At 71.3% G+C, this 25,657-nt stretch carries 20 protein-coding genes, 1 tRNA gene and 2 pseudogenes; 11 read left to right on the top strand and 12 right to left on the bottom strand.

Annotated elements, in window-relative coordinates:
- The first annotated feature begins 444 nt into the window (after positions 1-444).
- Positions 445-1,959, top strand: coding sequence for a cryptochrome/photolyase family protein (locus ABZX65_RS28985; protein ID WP_355346282.1), 1,515 nt, complete (start codon positions 445-447; stop codon positions 1,957-1,959).
- A 335-nt stretch (positions 1,960-2,294) separates the two neighbouring features.
- Here ABZX65_RS28985 and ABZX65_RS28980 read toward each other — a convergent pair.
- Positions 2,295-2,714: pseudogene (locus ABZX65_RS28980) on the bottom strand (hypothetical protein); the annotation flags it as partial.
- Positions 2,715-2,836: 122 nt separating this feature from the next.
- On the opposite strand from ABZX65_RS28980, the pseudogene ABZX65_RS28975 reads away from it, so the two are divergent.
- Positions 2,837-3,381 (top strand): annotated as a pseudogene (locus tag ABZX65_RS28975) (flavoprotein).
- A 60-nt stretch (positions 3,382-3,441) separates the two neighbouring features.
- On the opposite strand, the gene ABZX65_RS28970 reads toward ABZX65_RS28975, so the two are convergent.
- Positions 3,442-3,515, bottom strand: a tRNA-Gly gene (locus ABZX65_RS28970).
- 406 nt (positions 3,516-3,921) lie between these two features.
- Here ABZX65_RS28970 and dcd point away from each other — a divergent pair.
- Positions 3,922-4,497, top strand: a complete 576-nt coding sequence (dcd, locus tag ABZX65_RS28965; protein ID WP_355346279.1) for a dCTP deaminase — start codon at positions 3,922-3,924, stop codon at positions 4,495-4,497.
- A 14-nt stretch (positions 4,498-4,511) separates the two neighbouring features.
- On the opposite strand, the gene ABZX65_RS28960 is transcribed toward dcd, so the two are convergent.
- The 3 genes from ABZX65_RS28960 to ABZX65_RS28950 form a co-directional block, all read right to left on the bottom strand.
- A complete protein-coding gene (locus ABZX65_RS28960) occupies positions 4,512-5,504 on the bottom strand; it encodes a YIP1 family protein (RefSeq protein WP_355346276.1) in 993 nt (330 codons plus the stop codon).
- A gap of 154 nt (positions 5,505-5,658) precedes the next feature.
- Positions 5,659-7,929 (bottom strand): (Fe-S)-binding protein, encoded by a 2,271-nt coding sequence (locus tag ABZX65_RS28955; protein ID WP_355346273.1) that lies wholly within the window; start codon positions 7,927-7,929, stop codon positions 5,659-5,661.
- A 289-nt stretch (positions 7,930-8,218) separates the two neighbouring features.
- The gene (locus tag ABZX65_RS28950; RefSeq protein WP_355346270.1) at positions 8,219-9,457 is read right to left on the bottom strand and encodes a nucleotide sugar dehydrogenase; all 1,239 of its coding nucleotides are present in this window, start codon (positions 9,455-9,457) and stop codon (positions 8,219-8,221) included.
- A 126-nt stretch (positions 9,458-9,583) separates the two neighbouring features.
- Between ABZX65_RS28950 and ABZX65_RS28945 the strand changes: the two genes are divergently transcribed.
- From ABZX65_RS28945 to ABZX65_RS28925, 5 genes are all read left to right on the top strand, one after another.
- A complete protein-coding gene (locus ABZX65_RS28945; RefSeq protein WP_355346267.1) occupies positions 9,584-10,477 on the top strand; it encodes an LCP family protein in 894 nt (297 codons plus the stop codon).
- Between the two features lie 170 nt (positions 10,478-10,647).
- A complete protein-coding gene (gene dnaK, locus ABZX65_RS28940; RefSeq protein ID WP_355346264.1) occupies positions 10,648-12,525 on the top strand; it encodes a molecular chaperone DnaK in 1,878 nt (625 codons plus the stop codon).
- Positions 12,522-13,193 carry a nucleotide exchange factor GrpE gene (gene grpE, locus ABZX65_RS28935; RefSeq protein ID WP_355346261.1) on the top strand — a complete coding sequence of 224 codons (672 nt, stop codon included), beginning with the start codon at positions 12,522-12,524 and terminating at the stop codon, positions 13,191-13,193. Before dnaK ends, grpE begins: the two co-directional genes overlap by 4 nt.
- Before the next feature lie 81 nt (positions 13,194-13,274).
- Positions 13,275-14,474 carry a molecular chaperone DnaJ gene (gene dnaJ / locus ABZX65_RS28930; RefSeq protein ID WP_355346258.1) on the top strand — a complete coding sequence of 400 codons (1,200 nt, stop codon included), beginning with the start codon at positions 13,275-13,277 and terminating at the stop codon, positions 14,472-14,474.
- A 26-nt stretch (positions 14,475-14,500) separates the two neighbouring features.
- Positions 14,501-14,947 carry a helix-turn-helix transcriptional regulator gene (locus ABZX65_RS28925; RefSeq protein WP_188284923.1) on the top strand — a complete coding sequence of 149 codons (447 nt, stop codon included), beginning with the start codon at positions 14,501-14,503 and terminating at the stop codon, positions 14,945-14,947.
- A gap of 106 nt (positions 14,948-15,053) precedes the next feature.
- Here ABZX65_RS28925 and ABZX65_RS28920 read toward each other — a convergent pair whose 3' ends face one another.
- The 3 genes from ABZX65_RS28920 to ABZX65_RS28910 all read right to left on the bottom strand — a co-directional run bounded on the left by ABZX65_RS28920 (position 15,054) and on the right by ABZX65_RS28910 (position 18,682).
- Positions 15,054-16,700 carry a phosphodiester glycosidase family protein gene (locus ABZX65_RS28920; protein WP_355346255.1) on the bottom strand — a complete coding sequence of 549 codons (1,647 nt, stop codon included), beginning with the start codon at positions 16,698-16,700 and terminating at the stop codon, positions 15,054-15,056.
- 214 nt (positions 16,701-16,914) lie between these two features.
- Positions 16,915-17,319: a TIGR03618 family F420-dependent PPOX class oxidoreductase gene (locus ABZX65_RS28915; protein WP_355346252.1), complete on the bottom strand. Its 405-nt coding sequence runs from the start codon at positions 17,317-17,319 to the stop codon at positions 16,915-16,917.
- Positions 17,320-17,425: 106 nt separating this feature from the next.
- Entirely contained in the window at positions 17,426-18,682 is a 1,257-nt protein-coding gene (locus ABZX65_RS28910) for a cytochrome P450 (protein ID WP_355346337.1), read from the bottom strand.
- Positions 18,683-19,068: 386 nt separating this feature from the next.
- Here ABZX65_RS28910 and clpB point away from each other — a divergent pair, with 386 nt between their 5' ends.
- Positions 19,069-21,684 carry an ATP-dependent chaperone ClpB gene (clpB, locus tag ABZX65_RS28905; protein WP_355346249.1) on the top strand — a complete coding sequence of 872 codons (2,616 nt, stop codon included), beginning with the start codon at positions 19,069-19,071 and terminating at the stop codon, positions 21,682-21,684.
- A 207-nt stretch (positions 21,685-21,891) separates the two neighbouring features.
- Positions 21,892-22,437, top strand: coding sequence for a YbjN domain-containing protein (locus tag ABZX65_RS28900; protein WP_355346246.1), 546 nt, complete (start codon positions 21,892-21,894; stop codon positions 22,435-22,437).
- A gap of 34 nt (positions 22,438-22,471) precedes the next feature.
- On the opposite strand, the gene ABZX65_RS28895 is transcribed toward ABZX65_RS28900, so the two are convergent.
- Complete coding sequence (locus tag ABZX65_RS28895) at positions 22,472-23,626, bottom strand: hypothetical protein (RefSeq protein ID WP_355346243.1); 1,155 nt, start codon at positions 23,624-23,626, stop codon at positions 22,472-22,474.
- Between the two features lie 366 nt (positions 23,627-23,992).
- On the opposite strand from ABZX65_RS28895, the gene ABZX65_RS28890 reads away from it, so the two are divergent.
- Positions 23,993-24,592: a GNAT family N-acetyltransferase gene (locus ABZX65_RS28890; RefSeq protein WP_355346240.1), complete on the top strand. Its 600-nt coding sequence runs from the start codon at positions 23,993-23,995 to the stop codon at positions 24,590-24,592.
- Positions 24,593-24,604: 12 nt separating this feature from the next.
- Here ABZX65_RS28890 and ABZX65_RS28885 read toward each other — a convergent pair whose 3' ends face one another.
- From ABZX65_RS28885 to ABZX65_RS28875, 3 genes are all read right to left on the bottom strand, one after another.
- Positions 24,605-24,982, bottom strand: a complete 378-nt coding sequence (locus tag ABZX65_RS28885) for a VOC family protein (protein WP_355346237.1) — start codon at positions 24,980-24,982, stop codon at positions 24,605-24,607.
- A 101-nt stretch (positions 24,983-25,083) separates the two neighbouring features.
- Positions 25,084-25,344, bottom strand: coding sequence for a Txe/YoeB family addiction module toxin (locus tag ABZX65_RS28880; RefSeq protein WP_355346234.1), 261 nt, complete (start codon positions 25,342-25,344; stop codon positions 25,084-25,086).
- Positions 25,345-25,353: 9 nt separating this feature from the next.
- A complete protein-coding gene (locus ABZX65_RS28875; RefSeq protein WP_355346231.1) occupies positions 25,354-25,620 on the bottom strand; it encodes a type II toxin-antitoxin system prevent-host-death family antitoxin in 267 nt (88 codons plus the stop codon).
- Positions 25,621-25,657 lie beyond the last annotated feature (37 nt).

Below are 25,657 nucleotides of genomic sequence, written 5' to 3'. Positions count from 1 at the left end.
GCGGCGCGTCCGGCGGACATCGCGGCGGACATCGCGGCGGACGGACACGTCCGAGCCTACGGGCCCGAGTCCAGGGGCGGTCGTCAGGGCCGAGCCCGGCGGGGCGGAGAGGAGCGACCCGGTGGCGTACGTCTCGGCCCTCCGGAGTCCGGTCGCGCCGGAGTGTCGGCGCGCAGGACCCGCGCGGAGGCTGGCAGCATCGGCCGAAGGGACGGTCCGTGCGTAGGCGCGGCCCCATTGACCCGAGCTAGCTGTCGTGGGAACCGGCCCGGGCGTACGAAGGTTCCGCGCCCGTCGGCTCGGCGTCGGTCCGGCGTGAGGCACCGGCCCGCCGGCCGGCGTGGAGCACCGGCCCGCCGCGGGAAGCGCAGACCCGTGGAGCACCGACCTGTGGAGCACCGACCCGCCGCGCGGAGCACCCGGGCGCCTCGAGAGGAGACCCCCATGGAACCGCGACCCCACTGGCTGTTCGGCGACCAGCTCGGCCCCCACTTCCTCGATCCCCGGCACGGCGGCCCCGACGCCCAGGCGCCGGTGATCATGATCGAGGCCCGTTCGGTGCTGCGCCGCCGCCGGTTCCACCGCGCCAAGGCGCATCTGGTGCTGTCCGCGATGCGGCACCGCGCGGCCGAACTGGGCGACCGGGTGACGTACGTACGCGCCGAGACGTATACGGAGGCGCTGGCCCAGGTGCCGGGCGGCGGCAGGGACCGGCTCACGGTCTGCCACCCCACCTCGCGCGCCGCGCTGGGCCTGGTCACGTCGCTGGAGCGGGTGGACGTGCTGCCCGCGAAGGGCTTCCTGGTGCCTCGGGCCGAATTCGCGGAGTGGGCCGGACGCCGAGACGGTCGCAGCCTGCGGATGGAGGGCTTCTACCGCTGGGTGCGCGAGCGGCACGACCTCCTCATGGACGGGGACGGGCCGGCGGGCGGCCGGTGGAATCTCGACCACGACAACCGTGAGCCGCCGCCGCGCGGCCAGGACACCCTGATGGTGGCCGGTCCCTCGCGGCCGGAGGAGGACGACATCGACGACGAGGTCCGGCACGACCTCGACCGGTGGGAGCGCGACGGCCAGGTGTCCTTCGTCGGACGCGACAGCCCCCGGCTCTTCCCCGCCACCCGCCGCGAAGCCCTGTCGGCGCTGCGCCGCTTTCTCTCGCACCGGCTGCCGGACTTCGGACGGTACGAGGACGCCATGCTGGCCGCCGATCCGGTGATGAGCCACAGCCTGCTGTCCGCACCGCTCAACCTCGGACTCCTCGACCCGGCCGAGTGCGTCGAGCGGGCCGAGGCGGCGTACCGCGCGGGTGACGCGCCGCTCAACAGCGTCGAGGGCTTCGTCCGGCAGATCGCCGGCTGGCGGGAGTACGTATGGCAGGTGTACTGGCACTTCGGCGAGGACTACCGGCACCGCAACGCGCTGCGCCACCACGCCCCGCTCCCCGACTGGTTCCTCGAACTGGACGCCGACGCCGTCACCGCCAACTGCCTGTCCACCGTCCTCGCCCAGGTCCGGGACACCGGGTGGACCCACCACATCCCCCGGCTCATGGTGCTCGGCAGCCGCGCCCTCCAGGACGGCTGGGATCCGGCGGCCGTCACCGACTGGTTCCACCGCTGCTTCGTCGACGGTTACGACTGGGTCATGCTGCCCAACGTCGTCGGCATGTCGCAGTACGCCGACGGCGGCCTGATGACCACCAAGCCGTACACCTCCGGCGGCGCGTACCTCCACAGGATGAGCGACCTGTGCGGGCCGTGCGCCTACCGTCCCACCGACCGCGTGGGCGACCACGCCTGCCCCTACAGCACCGGTTACTGGGCCTTCCTCCACCGCCACCGGGCCCGGCTGTCCGCCAATCACCGCACGGCCCGCGCCGTCCAGGGCCTCGACCGCCTCAAAGACCTTCCCGAACTCCTGGACCAAGCCGCCGCCCGCGGCCCCCAGGCCCCGTGACCCCCCGGACCCCTCCGACCCCTCCGGCGGCTCGACGGACCCGACACCTCACGTGCGGCAGGTCCGCCCCGGACAACCAGGGCCGCGGTGATGCCGATGAGAACGGCGCCCGGTCCGGCGAGCACGGTGGAGAGTGCGCCGCCGACGGACCGTACCGTCTGGCCGCCACGCGCGAGGTGCGCGGTTCGCCAGGCGCGCCGGGTCCCTTCCGCTGTGAATCGGCCCCGGCGGACACGACAGCCGGAACGGAAAGCGAGCGGCGACCGGCACCTGCTCCGCGATCGAGCCTCACGTCAGCTTGCCCGAAGCTCTTCGATGAGCTGCTCCGCGTGGGTCTGCGTGATGGGGACGGTGTCCGGTGTCGCGACCCGGGGCGTCTGCTGAGCGGCGAGGGCGTCCAAGGAGGAGTTCAACGCCTGCCACCACTCGTCGGTGAGCCCCGGATCCTCGGGGAGTACTCCGCCGGGCCGCACCGGCTCTCCCGGTAGCAGGTCGGTCTCGTCGGCCCGCCACATCACCGCGTCCCCGTCGTCCCGCCACGACACGGCGGACCCGCCACACCGGCTGAGTCACGCCCTCCAACAGAGCGGCACACTCGCGCCGTTCCATCCCTGGAGGCCGATACGCGCGAACGTCCGCCGCTCGATCCGTACCCATGTACGGCGATCCGTCCGCGCCCCGACGGTGCGGCGCTTGCGCGCCAAGGTGCCCCGGTCCAGGCGTGTCCCGAGCGCTGCCGCAACGCGGTCGAGCACCTCAAGGACACGGAAAGCGCCATACCGGCGAAGGCAGCAGCGACCACACACTCAGTTGGCCGGCGTCGGCGTCGTACGCTGCCGTCGTCGCGCTACTTCGCCTGTCAGTTGGGGGTGTCCGCGTGAGCGGTGAGCCGGGGAAGCCGTTCTTGTACGTCGTGGTGTGTGCTGCGGGCGTCGCGCGGGACGTGGGAATGCTCATCGCGGCGGCGCAGGAGCGGGTTGGGGCGTGGGAGTGGTGGCCACGCCTCTGGGCTTGGGCTTCATCGACCAGTCGGCTGTGGAGGCGCAGACGGGTTATCCGATTCGGTCGGCGTGGCGAAAGCCCGGTGATGTGCGGCCGTTGCCTCCGGCCGACGCTATCGCGGTCGCGCCGGCCACGTTCAACACGGTCAATAAGTGGGCGGCCGGGATCGCCGACACACTGGCGCTGGGCATTGTGTGCGAGGCGTACGGGCTGGGCATTCCGACGGCGGTGCTGCCGTATGTGAACAGCGCGATGGCCGCACACCCGGCTTACGGGGAGAGTCTGGCGCGGCTGCGTGCCATGGGCGTCCTGGTCAGCAACCAGGAGCCACATCCGCCGAAGTCGGGCGGCGGGGTCACTGCTTTCCGCTGGGAAGAGGCGCTGGAATTGCTCGCGCCGGAAAGAGAACCCGGAGATTGATGCCGGGACTGAGGTCGGACATCAGATAAGCCCCAGGCGATAAACCCGGGGCTTTAGTAATGGAGCGGATGACGGGAATCGAACCCGCGCTCTGAGCTTGGGAAGCTCATGTTCTACCATTAAACTACATCCGCGTGAAGGCCCTGGTGGGGGTGGCTTCGTGGGGGAGTCTACCGCATGTGGGGGGTGGGGTGGGGCGTAGGTTGGGGGCGGAGTGGTGAGTGGGTGCGCGGTGGGTTGATCCCCTAATGTGTGGGTTTGTCGTCCACGCCGGTTGGTTGGGGAAGGGACTTGATGGAGCGCACCGTTGTTCGTTGTGCCGAGGGGCATGTGTTCAGTACGGCTTCGTTCCCGATGCAGCATTTGGGGGCCGAGCGGTTGGGGCCCGGGCGGTTGTTGAGGTGTCCCAAGTGCGCGCGGCTGAGGCACGCGGTGCCGGTGGCCGGGGGCGGGGAGAAGCGGTAGTCGGAGGCCGGTGAGGTGGCGGCTCCGGGCCGGAGGATTGGGTCGGGGCCGCTCCGGGCGCGTAACCTTCGGGGCGTGCTTCTCTCTGACAAGGACATTCGAGCCGAAATCGACAACGGACGCGTGCGCGTGGACCCGTTCGAGCCGTCGATGGTGCAGCCGTCGAGTATTGATGTGCGGCTGGACCGGTTCTTCCGGGTGTTCGAGAACCACCGGTATCCGCACATCGACCCGGCGGTGGAACAGCCGGATCTGACGCGGCTGGTGGAGCCGGAGGGTGACGAGCCGTTCATCCTGCATCCGGGGGAATTCGTGCTCGGGTCGACGTACGAGGTCATCTCGTTGCCCGACGACATGGCGTCGCGGCTGGAGGGGAAGTCGAGTCTGGGGCGGCTGGGGCTGCTGACGCACTCGACCGCGGGGTTCATCGACCCCGGTTTCTCCGGGCATGTGACGTTGGAGCTGTCGAATGTCGCGACGCTCCCGATCAAGCTCTGGCCCGGAATGAAGATCGGGCAGCTCTGCCTCTTCCGGCTGACCTCGCCCGCCGAATTCCCTTACGGATCGCAGCAGTACGGCTCCCGTTACCAGGGGCAGCGCGGGCCGACGCCTTCACGGTCCTTCATGAACTTCCACCGCACCAAGGTCTGAGACCCCGGGGCGGGTCAGATCAGCGGCAGCTTGAACAGGCAGAGCAGCGCGATCAGTTGGATCGACGCCGCCCCGAGCGCCTTCGGCCACGGCAGGTCGTGCGACTTGCTGACCATCGAGGTGAGCAGCGCCGCGCAGCCCAGCCAGGTGAGCCAGCCCAGGAGTTGGACGAAGCTGTTGGCACCGCCGAGGAAGAGCGCGAAGAACAGACGCGGGGCGTCGGTGAGCGTCGTGATCAGGAGCGAGAGCCCGATCGTCGGCGCCCAGGCGCCGTCGCCGCCGAACTGCCGCGCGAGGGTGTTGGTGACCGCGCCGAGCGTGACCGCGGAGATGACGACGGCGACGGCCGTGGTGAGCACCCACGGGATGCTGGTGGTGAGCGTCGCGTCCAGGACGTCGCTGCGGGCGGCGTCGAAGCCGAAGACGGCGAGCAGCCCGTAGAGGAAGGTCACGGTCAGGGCCGGGCCCCAGACCGTGTGGTCGCGCATCTGCCAGAAGGTACGGCCGGGGCGCAGCACGACGCCGCTCAGCAACTCCTTCCAGTGCAGCCGCGGACCGGCCGGCGGCGCGGCGGACTGACCCGCGCGGTACGTCGCCACGTTGTCGCCCGAGTACGGGGGCTGGGCGTACGGGGCCTGTGCGTGCGAAGGCTGCGCGTACGGCTGCTGCCCGGCGTACGGATCGACGTACGGCTCCTGGCCCTGGCCCGCGAACCCGGCGCCCAGCGTGAACGCCTTCGTCTGGCCGGGCGACTCGTCGTACCCGCCGGGCTGCCCCGCCGCGGGCGCGTAGTACTCCGGCTCGCCGGGAGGCGTTCCGTACGAGCCCTGCCCGTGACCCGAGCCCTGCCCGTAACCGGCACCCTGCCCGTACCCCGCGCCGTGTCCCTGAGCCGCGCCCTGGCCGTGACCCGAGCCCTGCCCGTGACCCGCGCCGTATCCCGGCCCCTGGCCGGGACGGCCGCCCCGGCCACCGCCCTCACCGTGTCGATTCCTGAATCCAGCCACGTCATCGAACGTACCCGGTAAGCCGCCGCACCGCTCCTGTCGGCCGGTCCGCCGCCGCCCATTGCTGCCAACCTGTGACACGCGGCGGCGAACCCGTCGACGGACCCCCGGGCAAACCCCTAGGGGAACCCGTAAGGGCTGGTGAGGCCCCGGATCAGGCCGTCCCGGCCGGCGCTTCCTCGCTCAGCTCGGCCGCGTCCGCCGGCGCCTTCACCGACTGGAGGAGAAGCTGCGAGACGTCCACGACCTGGAGGGCCTCCTTCGCCTGGCCGTCGTTCTTCTTGCCGTTGACGGAGTCGGAGAGCATGACCAGGCAGAACGGGCACGCGGTGGAGATGATGTCCGGGTTGAGGGAAAGCGCCTCGTCGACGCGCTCGTTGTTGACGCGCTTGCCGATCCGCTCCTCCATCCACATCCGGGCGCCGCCCGCGCCGCAGCAGAAGCCGCGCTCCTTGTGGCGGTGCATCTCCTCGTTCCGCAGACCGGGCACGGACGCGATGATCTCGCGCGGCGGTGTGTAGACCTTGTTGTGCCGCCCGAGGTAGCAGGGGTCGTGGTACGTGATCAGGCCCTCGACCGGCGTGACCGGCACCAACTTGCCCTCGTCCACGAGGTGCTGGAGGAGCTGGGTGTGGTGGACGACCTCATACTCGCCGCCGAGCTGCGGGTATTCGTTGGCGATGGTGTTGAAGCAGTGCGGGCAGGTGGCGACGATCTTCTTCGAGGCGCGCGGCTTGCGCGTGGAGGGGTCCACCGCGCCGTCCTCGTCGAGGGACTCGCCGAAGGCCATGTTGAGCATGGCCACGTTCTCCTGGCCGAGCTGCTGGAAGAGGAATTCGTTGCCCAGGCGGCGGGCGGAGTCACCGGTGCAGTTCTCGTCGCCGCCCATGATCGCGAACTTGACGCCCGCGATGTACAGGAGCTCGGCGAAAGCCTTGGTGGTCTTCTTCGCGCGGTCCTCCAGGGAGCCCGCGCAGCCGACCCAGTACAGGTACTCGACCTCGGTCAGGTCCTCGACGTCCTCGCCGACGACCGGCACCTCGAAGTCGACTTCCTTGACCCAGGCCAGGCGCTGCTTCTTCGGCAGGCCCCACGGGTTGCCCTTCTTCTCCAGGTTCTTGAGCATCGTGCCCGCCTCGCTCGGGAACGACGACTCGATCATCACCTGGTAGCGGCGCATGTCGACGATGTGGTCGATGTGCTCGATGTCGACCGGGCACTGCTCGACGCAGGCGCCGCAGGTGGTGCAGGACCACAGCACGTCGGGGTCGATGACCCCGTTCTCCTCCGCCGTGCCGATCAGCGGGCGCTCGGCCTCGGCGAGCGCGGCGGCGGGGACGCCCGCGAGCTGCTCGGGCGTACCGGTCTCCTCGCCCTCGGCGTCCTTGCCGCCGCCGGCCAGCAGATACGGCGCCTTGGCGTGCGCGTGGTCGCGCAGCGACATGATCAGCAGCTTGGGGGAGAGCGGCTTGCCGGTGTTCCAGGCGGGGCACTGCGACTGGCAGCGCCCGCACTCGGTGCAGGTGGAGAAGTCGAGGATGCCCTTCCAGGAGAAGTGCTCGATCTGGGAGACGCCGAACTGGTCGTCCTCGCCCGGGTCCTCGAAGTCGATGGGCTTGCCCGCGGAGACCATCGGCTGGAGTGCGCCGAGCGCGACCGGACCGTCCGCGTTCCGCTTGAACCAGATGTTGGGGAAGGCGAGGAAGCGGTGCCAGGCCACGCTCATGTTGGTGTGCAGGCCGAGCACGATCGCCCAGATCATCGTGACGCCCAGCTTGACCATGGCGACGGCGTAGACGGTGTTCTGGAGGCTGCCGGTGCTCATCTTCCGGAAGGCGGCGACCAGCGGGTATGAGACGAAGTACGCGGCCTCGTAGTGGTCGACGCCGTGCAGGGCGCCCTCCAGGCCGCGCAGCGTCAGGATCGCCAGGCCGATGATCAGAACGACGTACTCCACGAAGTACGCCTGCCAGGCCGTCGAACCGGTGAAGCGGGACTTGCGGCCGGCGCGCGAGGGCAGATTCAGCAGCCGGATCACGATCAGGGTGAGGATGCCGAGGGTGGTGAGCGCCGCGATGAACTCGGTGTACACCTCGTACGGCAGCCAGGTGCCGATCCACGGCAGGATCCAGTCGGCCTTGAAGAGCTGGCCGTACGCGTTGACGATCGTCAGGCCGAGGGTGAGGAAGCCGACCGCCACGAACCAGTGCGCGACGCCGACGACGCCCCACTTGTTCATCCGGGTGTGGCCGACGAATTCCCTGGCCAGGGTCGTGGACCTGGCCACCCAGTCGTTCGTGCGGGAGCCCGCGGGCACGGGCTGGCCGAGCGTGACGAACCGGAAGATCTGCGCGACGGCGAGGCTGATCAGGGCGACGCCGACCGCGGTGAGGACCAGCGACACGATGATCGCGGCGAGTTGCATGTGGGCTCCTCGGGCCTGCGCGGCGGTTCAGTGGGAGGGGGCCGTGGGTTCAGGATCGGGCGGGAAGGCTTCGTGCTGGGCAAGGTCGTACGGGCAACGCTTGTACAGGGTTGTACGGGTCGTGCGGGTCGTACGAGCAAGGTCCCGTACGAGTCGTACGAGCAAGGTCGTACTAAGCGGTAACTTAATCCGGTCTCCGCTGAGATTACCCGCGATCCGCGGGCGCATACAGCCGTGCAACTCGTGATCTGCGTCGCGGTGCGGCCTGTCGCGCCCTGCCGTGACCGGCTCAGAGCCGCTCCACGCTCTCACCCCGGCACCGGTTCCGCGTGTCGAAGACGTACGTCGCCGCCCGCGCGACCATCGTGTAGTCGAAGACGTCGTGGTCGGTCGCGACGACCACCACGTCCGCCGCCGCGGCCTCCTCCTCGGTCAGCTCCACGCACAGCAGGTCGGCGGGCAGCCGGGCCGGGTCCGCGTACGGCTCGACCGCGCGCACCCGGGCGCCGAGCGCCGTCAGCCCGGCCGCGATGGCGAGCGCGGGCGATTCGCGAAGGTCGCCGCTGTCGCGTTTGTAAGCGAGACCCAGCAGAAGGACGCGGCTTCCCTCGACAGGCCGCTGCCTGGCGTCGAGGCCCGCCGCGATCCTGTCCACCACCTGGGTGGGCATCAGCGCGTTGATCTCCTCGGCGAGCGCCGCGAAACGCAGCAGACCGCGGGGGACCGGCAGCCGGTGACCGCCGACGCCGGGGCCGGGGTGGAAGGGCAGGAAGCCGTACGGCTTGGTGGCCGCCGCGTCGATCGCCTCGCGGATGTCGGTGCCCATCGGCCCGGTGACGGTGGCCAGTTCGTTGACCAGGGCGATGTTCACCTGGCGGAAGGCGTCCTCGATGAGCTTGGTCAGCTCGGCGGTGCGCGGCGACGAAACCGGCACCGTATTGCGCACGATTCGGGAGTAGAAGCCGTCGACGGCGAGGAGCGAACGTACGTTCACACCGGAGACGACCTTGGGGGTGTTCTCCAGCCGCCACCGGGGGTTGCCGGGGTCGGTGCGCCCGGGGCTGTAACCCAGGTGGAAGGCGCTGCCCGCGGTCAGGCCGCTGATCTCCTCCAGGACCGGCCGCAGCAGCTCCTCGGTGGTGCCGGGCGCGGTCGTGGACTCCAGGACGACGGTGGCGCGCGGGCGCAGGTGCGGGGCGACGGCCCGGCCCGCGTCCACGATCGCGCCGCGGTCGGGGACGCCGTCGTGGACCGGTACGGGGACGGTGATCACGCAGACGTCGAAGTCGCGGGCGTCGGCGTAGTCCGTACTGGCCCGGTAGCGGCCGGAGGCGAGGGCCTCGGCCAGCCGCTCCGCGGGGACGTCGCCGACGCGGGAGTCCCCGGCCGTCAGCCGTTTGACCAGCTGTTCGTCGATGTCGATCCCGGTGACCGTGAAACCGGCCTCCGCCGCCCGCAGTGCCAGCGGCAGCCCGACCTGGCCCTGGCCTACGACGACGACGTGCCGGCTGTCTTCGGTGGGTTCCATGACGCTTAAATTAGCCCTAATCGTGACAAGTATGGCAAAGGCGACATTAAGTTCATCGGATGTCGGGCCACCGCGCGAGCGGGCCATGACGGACGGGGCGCCACGATCACGCGGGAGGAGGCGGGCATGCGGGCCGTGCTGCGCTGGGTCGCGATCGGCGCCGGGCTCCTCCTTGTGGTGACGGCGGGTCTGGGCTGGGCGTCCTACCGGAAGTTCAGCGGCAACATCCACACCGACCGGGCCGCGGAGAAGGTGCTCGCCCGGTACGCGAAGGAGCGGCCCCGCGCGCTGGTGCCGCAGGCGCGCAACATCCTGATGCTGGGCTCCGAAAGCGGCCAGGGCGGCCAGGGCGGCCAGGACGGCCAGGGGGGCCCGAGCGGCAGCGGAGCCCACGGCGGCCAGAGCGCCGAGCGCGGCCCGGGCTCCGGCGCGCCCCCGGGTGAGGACACCTCCGACGCCGCCGTCCTGCTGCACCTGTCCGCCGACCGCCGCCACGCCGCCGCCGTCGGCGTACCGCGCGCCCTGAAGGTCGGCGTGCCGAGCTGTCCCCGCCCGGACGGCGGTACGAGCCCGGCCGCGTACGAACCCTTCGGCCGCGCCTTCAGCGGCGGCGGGGCGGCCTGCTCGATCCGCGCCTTCGAACGGCTCAGCGGCATCCGCGTCGACCACCACATGGTGGTGGACCTCGCCGGGTTCGACCGGATCGAGGCCGCGGTCGGCGCCCACACCGGTGAGCGCCGCCGCGAGCTGTTGCGTACGCTGACCCGTGAGGCGCGCGGGGCGGACACGCTGCGCCATCCGGCCCGGTTCTTCGGCCTGGTCGACACGGCCACCTCGTCCCTCACGGCCGATCCCGGACTCAGTACGCTGCCCGCGCTGTACGAACTGGCGGGAAGCCTGCGCAAGGTGCCGGACGGCGCCCTCGTCTTCCGTACGCTGACGGCCCGGCCGGCCGAGTCCGGTCCGCTGCTGGCGGCGCTGCGCGCGGACCGCCCGGTGCCGGCCTCTCCAAGCCGCTGACGCGGCACCTCGCCGCACCTCGCCGCACCCCGTCCGACCTGCGAGAACATCCGCCCTGCGCACATAAAGCAGAGATAAGTTGAGTGAGGTCGACTCACGTCTGTTGACAGAAGATCCCGGGTCGTGCAGTCTTGAGTCAGTTCCACTCAAGTCAGCAGGAGGATTTCACCATGGCACGTGCGGTCGGCATCGACCTGGGCACGACTAATTCCGTCGTCAGCGTTCTCGAAGGCGGCGAGCCCACCGTCATCACCAACGCAGAGGGCGCCAGGACCACGCCGTCCGTCGTCGCCTTCGCCAAGAACGGCGAGGTGCTCGTCGGCGAGGTCGCCAAGCGCCAGGCTGTCACCAACGTCGACAGGACCGTCCGGTCGGTCAAGCGCCACATGGGCACCGACTGGAAGATCAACCTGGACGGCAAGGACTTCAACCCGCAGCAGATGAGCGCCTTCATCCTGCAGAAGCTCAAGCGGGACGCGGAGTCGTACCTGGGCGAGAAGGTCACCGACGCGGTGATCACCGTCCCCGCGTACTTCAACGACTCCGAGCGCCAGGCCACCAAGGAGGCCGGTGAGATCGCGGGCCTCAACGTGCTGCGCATCGTCAACGAGCCGACCGCCGCCGCGCTGGCCTACGGCCTCGACAAGGACGACCAGACCATCCTGGTCTTCGACCTCGGTGGCGGCACCTTCGACGTCTCGCTGCTGGAGATCGGCGACGGCGTCGTCGAGGTGAAGGCCACCAACGGTGACAACCACCTCGGTGGTGACGACTGGGACCAGCGCGTCGTCGACTACCTGGTGAAGCAGTTCCAGTCCGGCCACGGCGTGGACCTGGGCAAGGACAAGATGGCCCTCCAGCGCCTGCGCGAGGCGGCGGAGAAGGCGAAGATCGAGCTGTCCTCGTCCACCGAGACCTCGATCAACCTGCCGTACATCACGGCGTCCGCCGAGGGCCCGCTGCACCTGGACGAGAAGCTCACCCGCGCCCAGTTCCAGCAGCTCACCACCGACCTGCTGGAGCGCTGCAAGACGCCGTTCCACAACGTCATCAAGGACGCCGGGATCCAGCTCTCGGAGATCGACCACGTCGTCCTGGTCGGCGGCTCGACGCGTATGCCCGCCGTCGCGGAGCTGGTGCGCGAGCTGACCGGCGGCAAGGACGCCAACAAGGGCGTCAACCCGGACGAGGTCGTCGCCATCGGCGCGTCCCTCCAGGCCGGTGTGCTCAAGGGCGAGGTCAAGGACGTCCTGCTGCTCGACGTCACCCCGCTGTCCCTCGGTATCGAGACCAAGGGCGGCATCATGACCAAGCTGATCGAGCGCAACACGACCATCCCGACCAAGCGCTCCGAGATCTTCACCACGGCCGAGGACAACCAGCCGTCGGTCCAGATCCAGGTCTACCAGGGCGAGCGCGAGATCGCGGCGTACAACAAGAAGCTCGGCATGTTCGAGCTGACCGGCCTGCCGCCCGCCCCCCGCGGGATGCCGCAGATCGAGGTCACCTTCGACATCGACGCCAACGGCATCATGCACGTCGGCGCGAAGGACCTCGGCACCGGCAAGGAGCAGCGGATGACCGTCACCGGCGGCTCCTCGCTGCCCAAGGACGAGGTCGACCGCATGCGCCAGGAGGCCGAGCAGTACGCGGACGAGGACCACAAGCGCCGCGAGTCCGCCGAGACCCGCAACCAGGGTGAGCAGCTCGTCTACCAGACCGAGAAGTTCATCGCGGACAACAAGGACAAGCTCCCCGAGGACGTCAGGTCCGAGGTCGAGACCGCGGTCGCGGACCTCAAGGAGAAGCTGAAGAACGAGTCGACGGACGACGGCAACACCGCCGCGATCCGCGAGGCCACCGAGAAGGTCGCGGCCACCAGCCAGAAGCTGGGCCAGGCGCTGTACGCGCAGACCGACGGCGCCTCCGGCAGCGCGACCGCCGACGCCCCCTCCGACGGTCAGGCCGACGCCGCCGCGGACGACGACGTGGTCGACGCCGAGATCGTCGACGACGAGAACGCCAACAAGAGGGACGGTGCCGCGTGACGGAGGAGCCGAAGGGCTTCGAGTCGGAGCCCGACGTCCCTTCAGAGGCCGGCGAAGAGCAGCCGGACGCCGCCGCGAAGGCCGCCGGGTCCGCCGATGAGGCGGGCCCGGCGGCCCCGGCCCCGGACGGGGACGCGAAGGAGCTGACGGCCCTGCGGGCACAGCTGGACCAGGTGCGCACCGCGCTCAACGAGCGCACCGCGGACCTCCAGCGGCTCCAGGCCGAGTATCAGAACTACCGCCGCAGGGTGGAGCGGGACCGGGTCGCCGTCAAGGAGGTCGCGGTCGCCAATCTGCTCACCGAACTGCTCCCGGTGCTCGACGACATCGGCCGGGCGCGGGAACACGGCGAGCTGGTCGGCGGCTTCAAGTCGGTCGCCGAGTCGCTGGAGACGGTGGCGGCGAAGCTGGGGCTGCAACAGTTCGGCAAGGAGGGCGAGCCCTTCGACCCGCTGGTGCACGAGGCCCTGATGCACAGCTATTCGCCGGATGTCACGCAGACCACATGCGTGCAGATCCTCCAGCCCGGGTACCGCATCGGGGAGCGCAATCTGCGGCCCGCCAGGGTCGCGGTCGCCGAACCGCAGCCGGGCAGCCAGGGCAAGGACGAGTCGGCGGCGGAGAAGAAGGCCGACGAAGAGGAGACCGGTGGCCCGGACGAGGGCTGACGGCGTAGAAGTAAGTGGGCGTAGGAGTGTGCCGGTCACCGGCGGCGCGCCTGGAAGTGGTGGAGAGGAGGGACGTCGGGGATGAGCGTCAGTAGGGACCTGTTGGAGAAGGACCTGTACAAGGTCCTCGGCGTGCCCAAGGACGCCACGGACGCCGAGATCAAGAAGGCGTACCGGAAGCTCGCCCGCGAGTTCCACCCGGACGCCAACAAGGGCGACGCGAAGGCCGAGGAGCGCTTCAAGGAGATCTCCGAGGCCAACGACGTGCTGTCCGACGCCAAGCGTCGCAAGGAGTACGACGAGGGCCGCGCGCTGTTCGGGAACGGCGGCTTCCGCCCCGGTCCCGGCGCGGGCGGCGCCGGGGGCTTCAACTTCGACCTCGGCGACCTGTTCGGCGGCACGGGCGGCCAGCCCGGCGGGCAGACCACCGGCGGGCAGGGCGGCGGCTTCGGCGGCGGCCTGGGCGACGTCTTCGGCGGTCTGTTCAACCGGGGCGGCGCGGGCACGCGGGTGCAGCCGCGCCGCGGCCAGGACATCGAGTCCGAGGTGACGCTGAGCTTCACCGAGGCGGTCGACGGGGCCACGGTCCCGCTGCGGATGTCCTCGCAGGCGCCCTGCAAGGCGTGCTCCGGCACCGGCGACAAGAACGGCACGCCCCGGGTGTGCCCGACCTGCGTCGGCACCGGGCAGGTCTCGCGCGGCGGCGGTGGCGGCTTCTCGCTCACCGACCCGTGCGTGGACTGCAAGGGCCGCGGCCTGATCGCCGAGACCCCTTGCGACGTCTGCAAGGGCAGCGGGCGGGCCCGTTCCTCGCGCACCATGCAGGTCCGTATCCCGGCCGGTGTCACCGACGGGCAGCGGATCCGGCTGCGCGGCAAGGGCGCGCCCGGCGAGCGCGGCGGCCCCGGCGGCGACCTGTACGTGGTCGTGCACGTCGGAGCGCACCCGGTCTTCGGACGCCGCGAGTCCAATCTCACGGTCACCGTGCCGGTGACCTTCGCCGAGGCGGCGCTCGGCGGCGAGATCAAGGTGCCCACCCTGGGCGGCCCGCCGGTCACCCTCAAGCTTCCGGCCGGTACGCCGAACGGCCGTACGCTGCGCGCCCGCGGCAAGGGCGCCATGCGCAAGGACGGTTCACGGGGCGATCTGCTCGTCACCATCGAGGTGGCGGTGCCGGAGAAGACCGAGGGCAAGGCGCTGGACGCGCTGGAGTCCTACCGGGAAGCGACCGCGGGGCACGACCCGCGGGCGGAGCTGTTCAAGGCCGCAAAGGGAGCGTGACCTGAATGAGCGTCGACGGAAGCGGTATGAGAGGCCCGCGCGGCCGTAATCCCTACCAACTGACCGAGGAGTCCCCGGTCTACGTCATCTCGGTGGCGGCCGAGCTGTCCGGGCTGCACCCGCAGACCCTGCGTCAGTACGACCGCCTCGGGCTGGTCTCGCCCGACCGTACCGCCGGGCGCGGCCGTCGCTACTCCACCCGTGACATCGAGCAGCTCCGCGAGGTGCAGCGGCTCTCGCAGGACGAGGGCATCAACCTCGCGGGCATCAAGCGGATCATCGAGCTGGAGAACCAGGTCGCCGCCCTCCAGGCGCGCGTGGCCGAACTCTCCGCCGCCGTCGAGGGCGCCGCCGCCGTCATCCAGCAGCGCGAGGCCGCCGTGCACGCCTCGTACCGCCGCGACCTGGTTCCCTACCAGGACGTCCAGCACACCAGCGCGCTGGTGGTCTGGCGGCCCAAGCGCGACGGCTGACGCCCGCTCACCCGTACGGCCCAGGGCTCCTTGCGACGGACGGTCCGTCTTCCCCACGCGGGGGAGACGGACCGTCCGTCGTCGTGCGTCCGGTCGGCGGCGCCGGTCAGTGGAGCGCGGCCGGGACGACCTGGACGGAGTCGCCCACGGCGCGCTCGCCCGTCGCGTCCGAGGGGTTGTTGGCGAGGGTGCCGTCGACGGCGAAGGTGGTGGAGCCGCCGCCGTCGAGGTTGAGGGCCTGGACGGCGCCCAGGGAGCGCATGAAGGCGGCGGCCTCCATGAGCGTGAAGCCCTCGCTGCCGCCGCCGGTCTGGCGGCCGTCGACGGTGACCAGCAGCAGGCGGCCCCGGTCGTCGATCCCGGCCAGGGTGCGGGGCTGGCGGCCGTTGGCCCAGACGTAGCCGAAGGACAGGTCGAGCGGGTCGACGACGCCCTCGGCCGCGGCGTCCACGGCGATCCGGCCGTCCTGGACGAGGGTGGGGGCGGCGCTGACGACGCTGTCGTCGGGGCCGAGGGTGAGGACCTCGCCCGCGGTGTCCCGGATGGTCGTCCCGACCGATACGCGCTCACCCGTACGGGCGTACGCGGTCAGCCAGTCGGCGGCTGAGCCGATGCCCTGGAGCACCGAGCCGTCGGCGGGGACCCGGCCGCCGCGCGCGCCGACGGACACCACGTCGCCCTGGGCGTCGAGCACGGCCTGGACACCGGTGCCGGTGGGCAGGGCGGCGCCGAAGGCGGGGGTGAACACCACCAGGTCGTCCTTCTCGTAGCAGGTGACGTCCTGCCAGGGCAGCTCGCTCGGGGTGCCGCCGGGGCGCCCGCAGTCGCGGACCGTGCCGGGCAGCCGGTTGACGCCCTGCACGGCGTAGGACGCGCCGCCCGCGCGGGCGGTGGCCGTGCTGTTCAGGTCGGCGATACGGAAGTGCCGCCCGCCGTCGGCGAGCACCAGGGCGGCGCGCGCGCCGGCCGACATCGACTCCAGCCGCCCGTCGTAGGCGCCGAGTCCCGACTGGGTGCCCTGGATGCCGCCGGCGTTGGTGATGACGAAGAAGCCGCCGTTGACGGCGACCAGGGAGCCCAGCTTCCTGGCGACCGACGACGGGGTCTCACGGCGCGCGACGTCGCCGTCGTGGGTGCCCACGACCGTGCCGCGGAACACGCGCGGGTCCACGGTCGCGATGTGGATGTTCTGCACGTCGGCGGGCTGGTCGGCGTCGTAGCCGGTCCACTCGACGGCGGTGAGGAAGCCCGCCGCGGTGACGGGCTGCGCGGCGGCCGTGGCGGCGGCCTGCGTGGCGTACCCGCCGATCCGTACCCGCAGGCCCATCGTGCCGTGCGGGGTGTCGCTGTAGGCGGGCCACTGGACGGTCTCGACGCGCGGCGCGAAGCCCGCCGCGCGCAGCCGCGCCGCCGTGTCGTCCGCCCACGCCCTGTCGCTCACTTCGAGCCCGGTCGGCGCGCCGGTCAGCCTGCTGGTGGCCGGCCGCTGGACGGTGACGGTCCAGGACGGCGCCGCGTCCGCGCGCCGGATCGTCCCGGTGCGGACCTGGAGGCCGGGCGCGAGGTCCCGTGTCGTCCACCGCGACGAGACGGGGTTGCGGTGGCCGGTGGCAGCCGAGGGGTCCGGCCCGTGACCGGGCACGGCGGCCTGGGCCGTCGAGTCGAGGGCGAGCGGTACGACGGCGGCGAGTACGGCGACGGCGGCCACGACGGTGCGGACGCGTACCCGCGCGGCACCCTTGGTGTGCTCCATGAAGACCCCTTCACGTACGACGGCTGACGGCTGACGACTGCGGGCGGGCGGCTTCCGCGCCCGATGAGAGCCGTCCTACGCGAAGACCCCGCCTTGTGGGGGTGAGTTCCGGGCGAACAGCCGACGAATGCCGTCATCCGCCGTACGCCGTACGGGCGTTGCGGCTGTTACGCGTGTTGTGGGCGTTACGCCGACGGCGTGCTGTGATACCCCCTCACGCGTTGCCCATCGCCCGGGTCAGGGCGATCTCGATCACGACGCGGTCCGGGTTGGGGGAGGGGGTGCGGCCGTAGCGCTCGGTGTAGCGGCGTACGGCCTCGGCGACGCGGTCCGGGTCGGCCGAGACGGTGGCCACGCCTTCGAGGGTGGCCCAGATCCGCCGCTCGACCTGGCAGACCGCGACCCGCGCGCCGCCGGGGCCCGCCGCCAGGACGTTCAGGGCCTTGGTGCTCCTGCCGTTGGCGATGACGCGGGCGAGCCCCGCCTCGGGGTCGTACGTGACGCCGACCGGGACGACGTGCGGGGAGCCGTCGGGGCGCGGGGTGGTGAGGGTGCACAGGTGCCGCTCGCGCCAGAAGGCGAGGTAGCCGGGTGCGGGGGAGCGGGGATCGGATGCCATGGACGGGACGGTACGCGGAGGCGCGCGGGCGGGTGCGCAGGGGGCGGCCTCGGGCTCGTACGGGCCGGGCGCGGGCTCGTACGGGTCAGGCCCGGGCTCGTACGGGTCAGGTCAGGCGGACCGGGAGCGCGGCGGTGCTGTTGCCCACGAAGCCCGGCAGCGGCGGGAGTTCGGCGTCGGGGACGGCGAGGGCGAGGCCGGGGTACGCGGCGTACAGGCCGCGCAGGGCGATCACCGCTTCGAGGCGGGCCAGCGGCGCGCCCAGGCAGTAGTGGCTGCCGTGGCCGAAGGCGAGGTGCCGGTTGGCGGGGCGGGTGATGTCGAAGCGGTCGGCGTCGGGGCCGTACTCGCGCGGGTCGCGTCCGGCGGCGGCGTATCCGGCGAGGACGGCTGTACCACGCGGCACAGAGGTGCCGTCAACCACCAGATCGGTGATCGGGTAGCGGAACGGGAAATTCGCCACCGGGCCGTCCCAGCGCAGCGTCTCCTCGACCACCGCGTCCCAGGACACCTCGCCCGCCAGCACGAGCGCGAGCTGGTCGGGGTGGCCGCACAGGGCGCGTACCGCGTTGACGATCAGATTGAGGGTCGTCTCGTGCCCGGCGACGATCATCAGCAGCAGGGTGCCGGTCAGCTCGGCGTCACTGAGGCGCCCGCCGGAGGCAGCGCGGGAGCCGTCGCGGGAGCCGCCCGAGCCGTCGCCGGAGCCGTCACCGCTCTCCTCGCCGCGCGCCGCGATCAGCGCGCTCGTCAGGTCGTCGCCGGGTGCCGCGCGCCGCTCCGCGACGACCTGGCCGAGGATCGCGTACGTCTCGCGCTGCGCGGCCATCGCGTCGGCCGCGGAGCTGCTGGTGCTGACGATCAGGCGGCTGAGGGCGTGCAGCCGGTCCCGGTGGGCGGGGGCGATGCCCAGCAGCTCGCAGATCACGCCCATCGGCAGCGGATAGGCGTAGCACTCGCGCAGGTCGACCACGCCGTCGGCGTCCGCGCGGCCGGGGAGCGCGGCCAGCAGCTCGGCGGCCTGCGCCTCGATCCGGGGGCGCATCGCGGCCACCCGGCGCGGGGTGAACGCCTTGGTGGCCAGGCCGCGCAGCCGCCTGTGGTCGTCACCGTCCGCCGTCGTCATGCCGTTGACCAGCGCGAAGGCGTTGAGCTGCCACTGCTCGGGGACCTCGCCCCGCTGGAGGGCGGCGAAGTGCGCGGCGTTCTTGGCCACCTTGGGGTCGGCCAAGAAATCGCGCAGCTCCTGGTAACGGGAGACGATCATCCCGGGGACGCCGTCCGGCAGTGTCACGGGGCAGACGGCCCCCGCCTCGCGCAGTGCGGCGGCGTCCGCGTGCAGCGCGGCGCCGGTCGGGTCCATGGAGTGCGCGTCGCTCATGGGAGTCCTCACGGACGGCGGGTATGGAGGAGTCAAGCGGACATGCGGCCGTACGGACAAGCGCAGATGCGGCCAAAACGGCTGGAGCGGACCCCAACTCCGCTGCCTTCCAGCGGAGTTGAAGCAGGCATTGTCGCACCGCCGCCGGGATTTACTCAACGTTCATACAAAAACACATCTGCTCGCCGCGGGGTCCGGCGCGCGGACTCTCCGCCCCGTTCCCGACGTCTCCGTGTGACCGTTCCCGAAGTCGCCCCAAAGTCACCTTGAGTGGAATAGACTCAACTTGCCTCATGTTGCTCAAGGCAGGTTTACGCCGATCGCATCGGAGCATCGGACACGTCGATCAAGAGGAGGAGCCGACGCCAGTGGACGCCGAGCTGACCAACAAGAGCCGGGAAGCGCTGAACGCCGCCAACACCCGGGCCGTCTCCGAGGGCAACCCGGACCTGACGCCCGCGCATCTGCTGCTCGCCCTGTTGAGCGGCACGGACAACGAGAACATCCTCGACCTGCTGGCCGCCACCGGCGCCGACCCCGATACGCTGCGGGCGGGCGCGGAGCGGCTGGTCGCGGCTCTGCCGAAGGTGCAGGGCTCCACCGTCGCGCCCCCGCAGGCCAACCGCGACCTGCTGGCCGTCATCGCGGACGCCTCGCAACGCGCCAAGGAGCTGGGCGACGCCTACTTGTCCACCGAGCACCTGCTGATCGGGACCGCCGTCAAGGGCGGACCCGCCGGTGAGCTGCTCGCCGCCCAGGGCGCCAAGGCCAAGAGCCTGCTCGACGCCTTCGAGACCGCCCGCGGAGGGCAGCGCGTGACCACCCAGGACCCCGAGGGCACGTACAAGGCCCTGGAGAAGTACGGCACCGACTTCACCGCCGCCGCCCGCGAGGGCAAGCTCGACCCGGTGATCGGCCGCGATCAGGAGATCCGCCGCGTCGTCCAGGTGCTGTCCCGCCGTACGAAGAACAATCCGGTGCTGATCGGCGAGCCCGGCGTCGGCAAGACCGCCGTCGTCGAGGGCCTGGCCCAGCGGATCGTCAAGGGCGACGTGCCCGAGTCGCTGCGCGACAAGCGGCTGGTCTCGCTCGACCTCGGCGCGATGGTCGCGGGCGCGAAGTACCGCGGCGAGTTCGAGGAGCGGCTCAAGTCCGTCCTGGCCGAGATCAAGGACAGCGACGGCCAGGTCATCACCTTCATCGACGAGCTGCACACCGTCGTCGGCGCGGGCGCGGGCGGCGACTCCGCCATGGACGCGGGCAACATGCTCAAGCCGATGCTGGCCCGCGGCGAGCTGCGGATGGTCGGCGCGACGACGCTGGACGAGTACCGCGAGCGGATCGAGAAGGACCCGGCGCTGGAGCGCCGCTTCCAGCAGGTGCTGGTCGCCGAGCCGTCCGTCGAGGACACCGTGGCGATCCTGCGCGGCCTCAAGGGCCGCTACGAGGCGCACCACAAGGTGCAGATCGCCGACTCCGCGCTGGTCGCCGCCGCCACCCTCTCCGACCGCTACATCACCTCCCGCTTCCTGCCCGACAAGGCCATCGACCTGGTGGACGAGGCCGCGTCCCGGCTGCGCATGGAGATCGACTCCTCGCCGGTCGAGATCGACGAGCTCCAGCGGGCCGTGGACCGGCTGCGCATGGAGGAGATGGCGCTCAAGAACGAGACCGACCCCGGCTCCGTACAGCGGCTGGAAAAGCTCCGCAAGGACCTCGCCGACCGCGAGGAGGAGCTGCGCGGGCTCAACGCGCGCTGGGAGAAGGAGAAGCAGGGCCTCAACCGGGTCGGTGAGCTGAAGGAGCGGCTGGACGACATCGGTACGCGGATCGAACGCGCCCAGCGCGACGGCGACTTCGAGACCGCGTCCAAGCTGCTCTACGCCGAGAAGCCCAAGCTGGAGGCCGAGTTGGAGGAGGCCACCAGGGAGGAGGAAGAGGCCGCGGCCCAGGGTCCCTCGACGAACATGGTCAAGGAGGAGGTCGGCCCCGACGACATCGCCGACGTCGTCGCCGCCTGGACCGGCATCCCCGCGGGCCGCCTGCTGGAGGGCGAGACGCAGAAGCTGCTGCGCATGGAGGAGGAGCTGGGCAAGCGGCTGATCGGCCAGACCGAGGCCGTACGCGCCGTCTCCGACGCCGTACGCCGCTCGCGCTCCGGCATCGCCGACCCCGACCGCCCCACCGGCTCCTTCCTCTTCCTCGGCCCCACCGGCGTCGGCAAGACCGAGCTGGCCAAGGCGCTCGCCGACTTCCTCTTCGACGACGAGCGGGCGATGGTCCGGATCGACATGAGCGAGTACGGCGAGAAGCACTCGGTCGCCCGGCTGGTCGGCGCGCCTCCCGGCTACGTCGGGTACGAGGAGGGCGGCCAGCTCACCGAGGCGGTACGGCGCCGCCCGTACAGCGTCGTGCTGCTGGACGAGGTGGAGAAGGCGCACCCCGAGGTCTTCGACATCCTGCTCCAGGTGCTGGACGACGGACGGCTGACCGACGGGCAGGGCCGTACGGTCGACTTCCGCAACGTCATCTTGATCCTCACCTCCAACCTGGGCAGCCACTACCTGGTCGACCCGGCGCTGGACCCGGCGCAGAAGAAGGAGCGGGTGCTGGAAACGGTCCGCGCGTCCTTCAAGCCGGAGTTCCTGAACCGGCTGGACGACACCGTGGTCTTCTCCGCGCTCGACCCGACCGAGCTGCGGCAGATCGCCCGGCTCCAGACCGACCGGCTCGCGGACCGGCTGCGCGACCGCCGCCTCACCCTCGAAGTCACCGACGGCGCCCTCGACTGGCTCGCCGAGGAGGGCAACGACCCGGCGTACGGCGCCCGGCCGCTGCGCCGCCTCGTGCAGACCGCGATCGGCGACCCGCTGGCCCGCGCGATCCTGTCGGGCGAGGTGATCGACGGGCAGAACGTACGGGTGGACCGGGCGGCCGACGGCCTGATCGTGGGGCCGACGACGGGGCCCGACCTCAGCAAATGAGGTGCCCGACGGGCAGGTGGTGACGCCCTTCGGGGGCGGGTGGTGACGCGCTTCGCGGGCAGGTGGTGACCCCCATCACCGGCGGGTGGTGACGCCTTTCACCGGCGGCCCCCCGGCGGTACGCCCAACGCGTATCGCCGGGGGTTGCCACCGCCCGGCGGGAATGGGGGAGGATGGAGGAGAAACGTCTCGAAGGGAACCTTCACCGTGAGCATCGACCCGTCCTCGATCCCCAATTTCGGGGGCCAGGACCCCGAGCCGAACGGACCCGCCGGCAGCGTGGTCATCCCTGACCAGGAACTGGTCAAGCAGTTGCTCGAACAGATGGAGCTGAAGTACCTCGTCGACGAGGAGGGCGACCTCGCCGCGCCGTGGGAGGAATTCCGCACGTACTTCATGTTCCGCGGCGAGGGTGAGCAGGCGGTCTTCGCCGTCCGGACCTTCTACGACCACGCGTACTCGGTCGACGACAAGCCTCAGCTCCACGAGGTCATCGACGACTGGAACCGCCGCACCCTGTGGCCCAAGGTCTACACGCACACGCACGACGACGGCTCCGTCCGTCTGATCGGCGAGGCCCAGCTCCTGATCGGCCTCGGCGTCGGCCTCGAGCACTTCGTGTCCAGCACGGTGAGCTGGGTGCGCGCGTCCATCGAATTCGACAAGTGGGTCGGCGAGACGCTCGGCCTGGAGAAGGACGTCGAGGGCGGTACGGACGGCGGCGCCGAGGGCGACGGCGGCAGCGACGACTGACGCGGTCCCCTCGCTTCGGAGGGGCACGGGTCCGTCAGAGGGGCACGGGGACGACCGTCAGCAGGTACGTCCCGTAGCCGAGTGAGATCCCGGCCAGCGCCGCCACCGTCACGGCGGCGGTGCGCGGCCGGGCTTTCGCGAGCGCCGCCGCGCACGGCACCAGCAGCGGGAAGGCGGGCAGCAGGAAGCGCGGCTTGCAGGAGAAGAAGCCCGCGCCGCCCAGCGCGATCACCACCAGCACCGCCGCGTACACCAGCAGCGGCAGCGGCATCCGGTCCAGCAGCGCCAGTACGAGCAGGACGGCCGCCGCCGCGCACACCGCCGTCGCCATGTAGGCGGAGAGTGTCTCGGGTTCGAGCACCATGTGCTTGACGTAGTGCAGCGCGTAGTGGCCGAAGTCGAACCGCGAGCCCCAGCGGGTCTGCACGTCGAAGTAGCCGCGGACGGCTCCGGTCCGCAGGCCCACCCAGCCGAGGTAGCCGCACCAGCCGAGCGGCGCGGCGACGGCCGCGGCCCAGGCCCGCCAGTCGCGCGGGTCCCTCCGGCAGTGGGCGAGGGCCGCGATCGAGACGGCGGCGGCCACGGCGACGGCGTTCGGCCGGGTCAGCCCGGCGAGTACGGCCAGCAGCCCGGCGGTCAGCCAGCGGCGCGTGACGGCCGCGTACAGCGCCCAGGCGGCGAAGGCCGTCATCAGCGACTCGGTGTACGCCATCGACAGCACCACCGAGTGCGGCAGCAGCCCCCATACGAGGACCAGCGCGGTCGCCGTCCTGCGGCCGTAGCGGTGCTCGGTCACCGCGTAGATCCCCCACGCGGCGGCCACCGCGCCCGCCCACGCCACGAGCAGCGCGCACGCCACCGAGCCGACCGGGAGCACCGCGTCGGCGGCGCGCACCGTCATCGGGTAGAGCGGGAAGAAGGCCAGATCGTCGTACCGCAGGCCCGGCGCCTCCCAGGCCGGGATGAAGGTGCCGTAGCCCCACTCCGCGATCCGGTGGTACCAGAGGCCGTCCCAGCTCAGGCCGAGCAGATCGCGCGGGTGGCGGTGGGTGCGGTGCGCCCACAACGTCAGCACCACCAGGCCCGCCATCCGGGCCACGACGAAGCCCGCCACCGCGGGGCCGGCCCCCGTCGCCGCCCGCACGGCCAGTGCTTTCGGCGACGACGTCACCGGTTCGACGACGACCAATGGACCCGGCTCCTCGGGGGGCTCGCGAACTTCTCTTAGTCGGACAAACCGACTATCGCGCTCCGCGCCCCGTGGTCCGGGTCTGACACGCCCGAGGAGGCCGCACGTTCACCCACGGTCGGGGGTGCCGGGGGGTCGCTTTTGCGGTCACCGGGTGATGGCGGGGTGACCGGCGTGGGCGGTCGCTGGGGCGCCGGTGGGTGACCGGTGTGAGGTTGCCGGGTGGTGGCGGGTGACCGGCGTGGGCGGTTGCTGGGGTGCCGGTGGGTGCCGACCTGACCGTCGCCGAGCGGTCCCGGGGCGACCGCCTCGGGCCGTCGCCGGGTGATCGTCGGGCCGCCCCGGCCCCCGGCTTAGGGTGCGGACATGACTTCCGCATTCGCCCGCAGCCTCACCCCGCACGAGCTCACCGCAGGTGACCTGCGTCTGCGCCCCTTCGCCGAGTCCGACGAGCCCGCCGTCGCCCGCGCCATGCAGGACCCGGAGATCCTGCGCTGGGCCGGTGGCCTGGCCGTCAACGCCGCGCCGGTCGCGGACCGCGCCGCCATATGGCTCGCGCCGCGGCTGGTCTCCTGGCAGAACGGTTCGGCCGCGCTCGCCGTCACCGACGCTGCCTCGGACGACCTGCTCGGCTACGTCACCATCCGCGACGTCCACCGCGTCCCCGGGCAGGCCGAGGCCGCGTACTGGGTCACCCCGGCCGCCCGTGGCCGCGGCGTCGCCGCCCGCGCCCTGCACGCCGCCGCCGGCTGGGCCTTCGCCGTCCCCGCCGCGGGCGGCCTCGGCGTGTACCGCATCAGCCTCGACCACTCGCTGGCCAACCCCGGCTCCTGCCGGGTCGCCGCCCGCGCGGGCTTCCGTGAGGAGGGCCTGATGCGGGCCTTCTTCCTCGACCCGGCGGGCGCGCGCCACGACTCCCATCTGCACGCGCGCCTCGCGACGGACGCGGTCGTGCCGCCCGCGTGAGGCCGTCGGGCCCTACGCGTCCTGCTCCAGCACGGACAGCACGTTCCCGGCCGGGTCGGTGAACCACGCGATCAGCGGGCCGCCGCCGCGGAAGATCCCCTTCTCGTCCGTCGGCATCCCCTCGTACCGCTCGAACCGCACGCCCCGGCGGCCCAGCTCGTCCACGGCCGCGTCGATGTCCGGCACGGGGAAGTTGAGAATCGTGAAGGTCGCGGGCCGGTGGTCCGCCCCCTTCGGGTACACCAGCACGTTGCGGTCCCCCGCGAGGTGCAGCGTCAGCAGCCCGTTCGCCTCGGACACTCGGATTCCGAGCGTCTCCCCGTAGAACTTCCTCGCCGCTTCCACGTCGTCCACCGAGAATCCGCTGAACGCCTGCGTCTGTCCGAACATGACCGCTCCCTGTTCCTCGTAGGTACACCTCCCCCTACGACCGCCGGGGCACGGAAAACTCATCGCTCCCAGGAATCGGTCCGTCCTGTCGGTCCTCGAGGTCAGCTCTCGTAGTGGTACCGGCACTGTGCGATCAGGACGCTGTCCTCGGTGACGCGGTAGATCAGGCGGTGCTCGTCATTGACGCGGCGTGACCAGTAGCCCTGGAATCCGTGCTTGAGGGGTTCCGGTTTGCCGATCCCCTCGTTGCCGTTCCGGGCGATATCCGCGATGAGGGTGTTGATGCGCTTGAGGATCTTCCGGTCCTGAAGCTGCCACCACAGGTAGTCCTCCCAGGCGCGGGAGGAGAAGGTGATCTTCACGTGCGGCCCTTATTCGCCCGTCGTGTCCGTCACGAGTTCGCGTACCGTGCCGCCGCCGTTCTCCAACTCGTCGATGGACGCGAGGAGGCGCCGGGCATTCGCCGGGCTGCGCAGCAGGTAGGCCGTCTCCTTCAGGGACTCGTAGTCCTCGAGGGAGACGATGACGACCGGGTCGTGTCCGGCCCGGGTGATGACGACCTCTTCGCGGTCGTCGTTGACGGAGTTGAGCACTTCGGCGTACCGCGCGCGCGACTCCGAGTACGTCATGGTCTTCATAGTCGGCCTCCTTTACGTACAGGAAATTGTACGTCGA

Origin of the sequence: Streptomyces sp. NPDC003300 (assembly GCF_040610915.1) — a bacterium.
Lineage (GTDB): Bacteria > Actinomycetota > Actinomycetes > Streptomycetales > Streptomycetaceae > Actinacidiphila.
Note: the sequence above shows the minus strand (reverse complement) of the source record. Positions and strands in the feature narration are given on the sequence as shown.

Excerpts from the sequence above, each read along its gene's own strand:
- ABZX65_RS28985 (WP_355346282.1), top strand. The coding sequence starts at position 445 with ATGGAACCGCGACCCCACTGGCTGTTCGGCGACCAGCTCGGCCCCCAC.
- ABZX65_RS28955 (WP_355346273.1), bottom strand. The coding sequence starts at position 7,929 with ATGCAACTCGCCGCGATCATCGTGTCGCTGGTCCTCACCGCGGTCGGC.
- ABZX65_RS28950 (WP_355346270.1), bottom strand. The coding sequence starts at position 9,457 with ATGGAACCCACCGAAGACAGCCGGCACGTCGTCGTCGTAGGCCAGGGC.
- ABZX65_RS28945 (WP_355346267.1), top strand. The coding sequence starts at position 9,584 with ATGCGGGCCGTGCTGCGCTGGGTCGCGATCGGCGCCGGGCTCCTCCTT.
- dnaK (WP_355346264.1), top strand. The coding sequence starts at position 10,648 with ATGGCACGTGCGGTCGGCATCGACCTGGGCACGACTAATTCCGTCGTC.
- dnaJ (WP_355346258.1), top strand. The coding sequence starts at position 13,275 with ATGAGCGTCAGTAGGGACCTGTTGGAGAAGGACCTGTACAAGGTCCTC.
- ABZX65_RS28925 (WP_188284923.1), top strand. The coding sequence starts at position 14,501 with ATGAGAGGCCCGCGCGGCCGTAATCCCTACCAACTGACCGAGGAGTCC.
- ABZX65_RS28920 (WP_355346255.1), bottom strand. The coding sequence starts at position 16,700 with ATGGAGCACACCAAGGGTGCCGCGCGGGTACGCGTCCGCACCGTCGTG.
- ABZX65_RS28915 (WP_355346252.1), bottom strand. The coding sequence starts at position 17,319 with ATGGCATCCGATCCCCGCTCCCCCGCACCCGGCTACCTCGCCTTCTGG.
- ABZX65_RS28910 (WP_355346337.1), bottom strand. The coding sequence starts at position 18,682 with ATGGACCCGACCGGCGCCGCGCTGCACGCGGACGCCGCCGCACTGCGC.
- ABZX65_RS28890 (WP_355346240.1), top strand. The coding sequence starts at position 23,993 with ATGACTTCCGCATTCGCCCGCAGCCTCACCCCGCACGAGCTCACCGCA.
- ABZX65_RS28885 (WP_355346237.1), bottom strand. The coding sequence starts at position 24,982 with ATGTTCGGACAGACGCAGGCGTTCAGCGGATTCTCGGTGGACGACGTG.
- ABZX65_RS28875 (WP_355346231.1), bottom strand. The coding sequence starts at position 25,620 with ATGAAGACCATGACGTACTCGGAGTCGCGCGCGCGGTACGCCGAAGTG.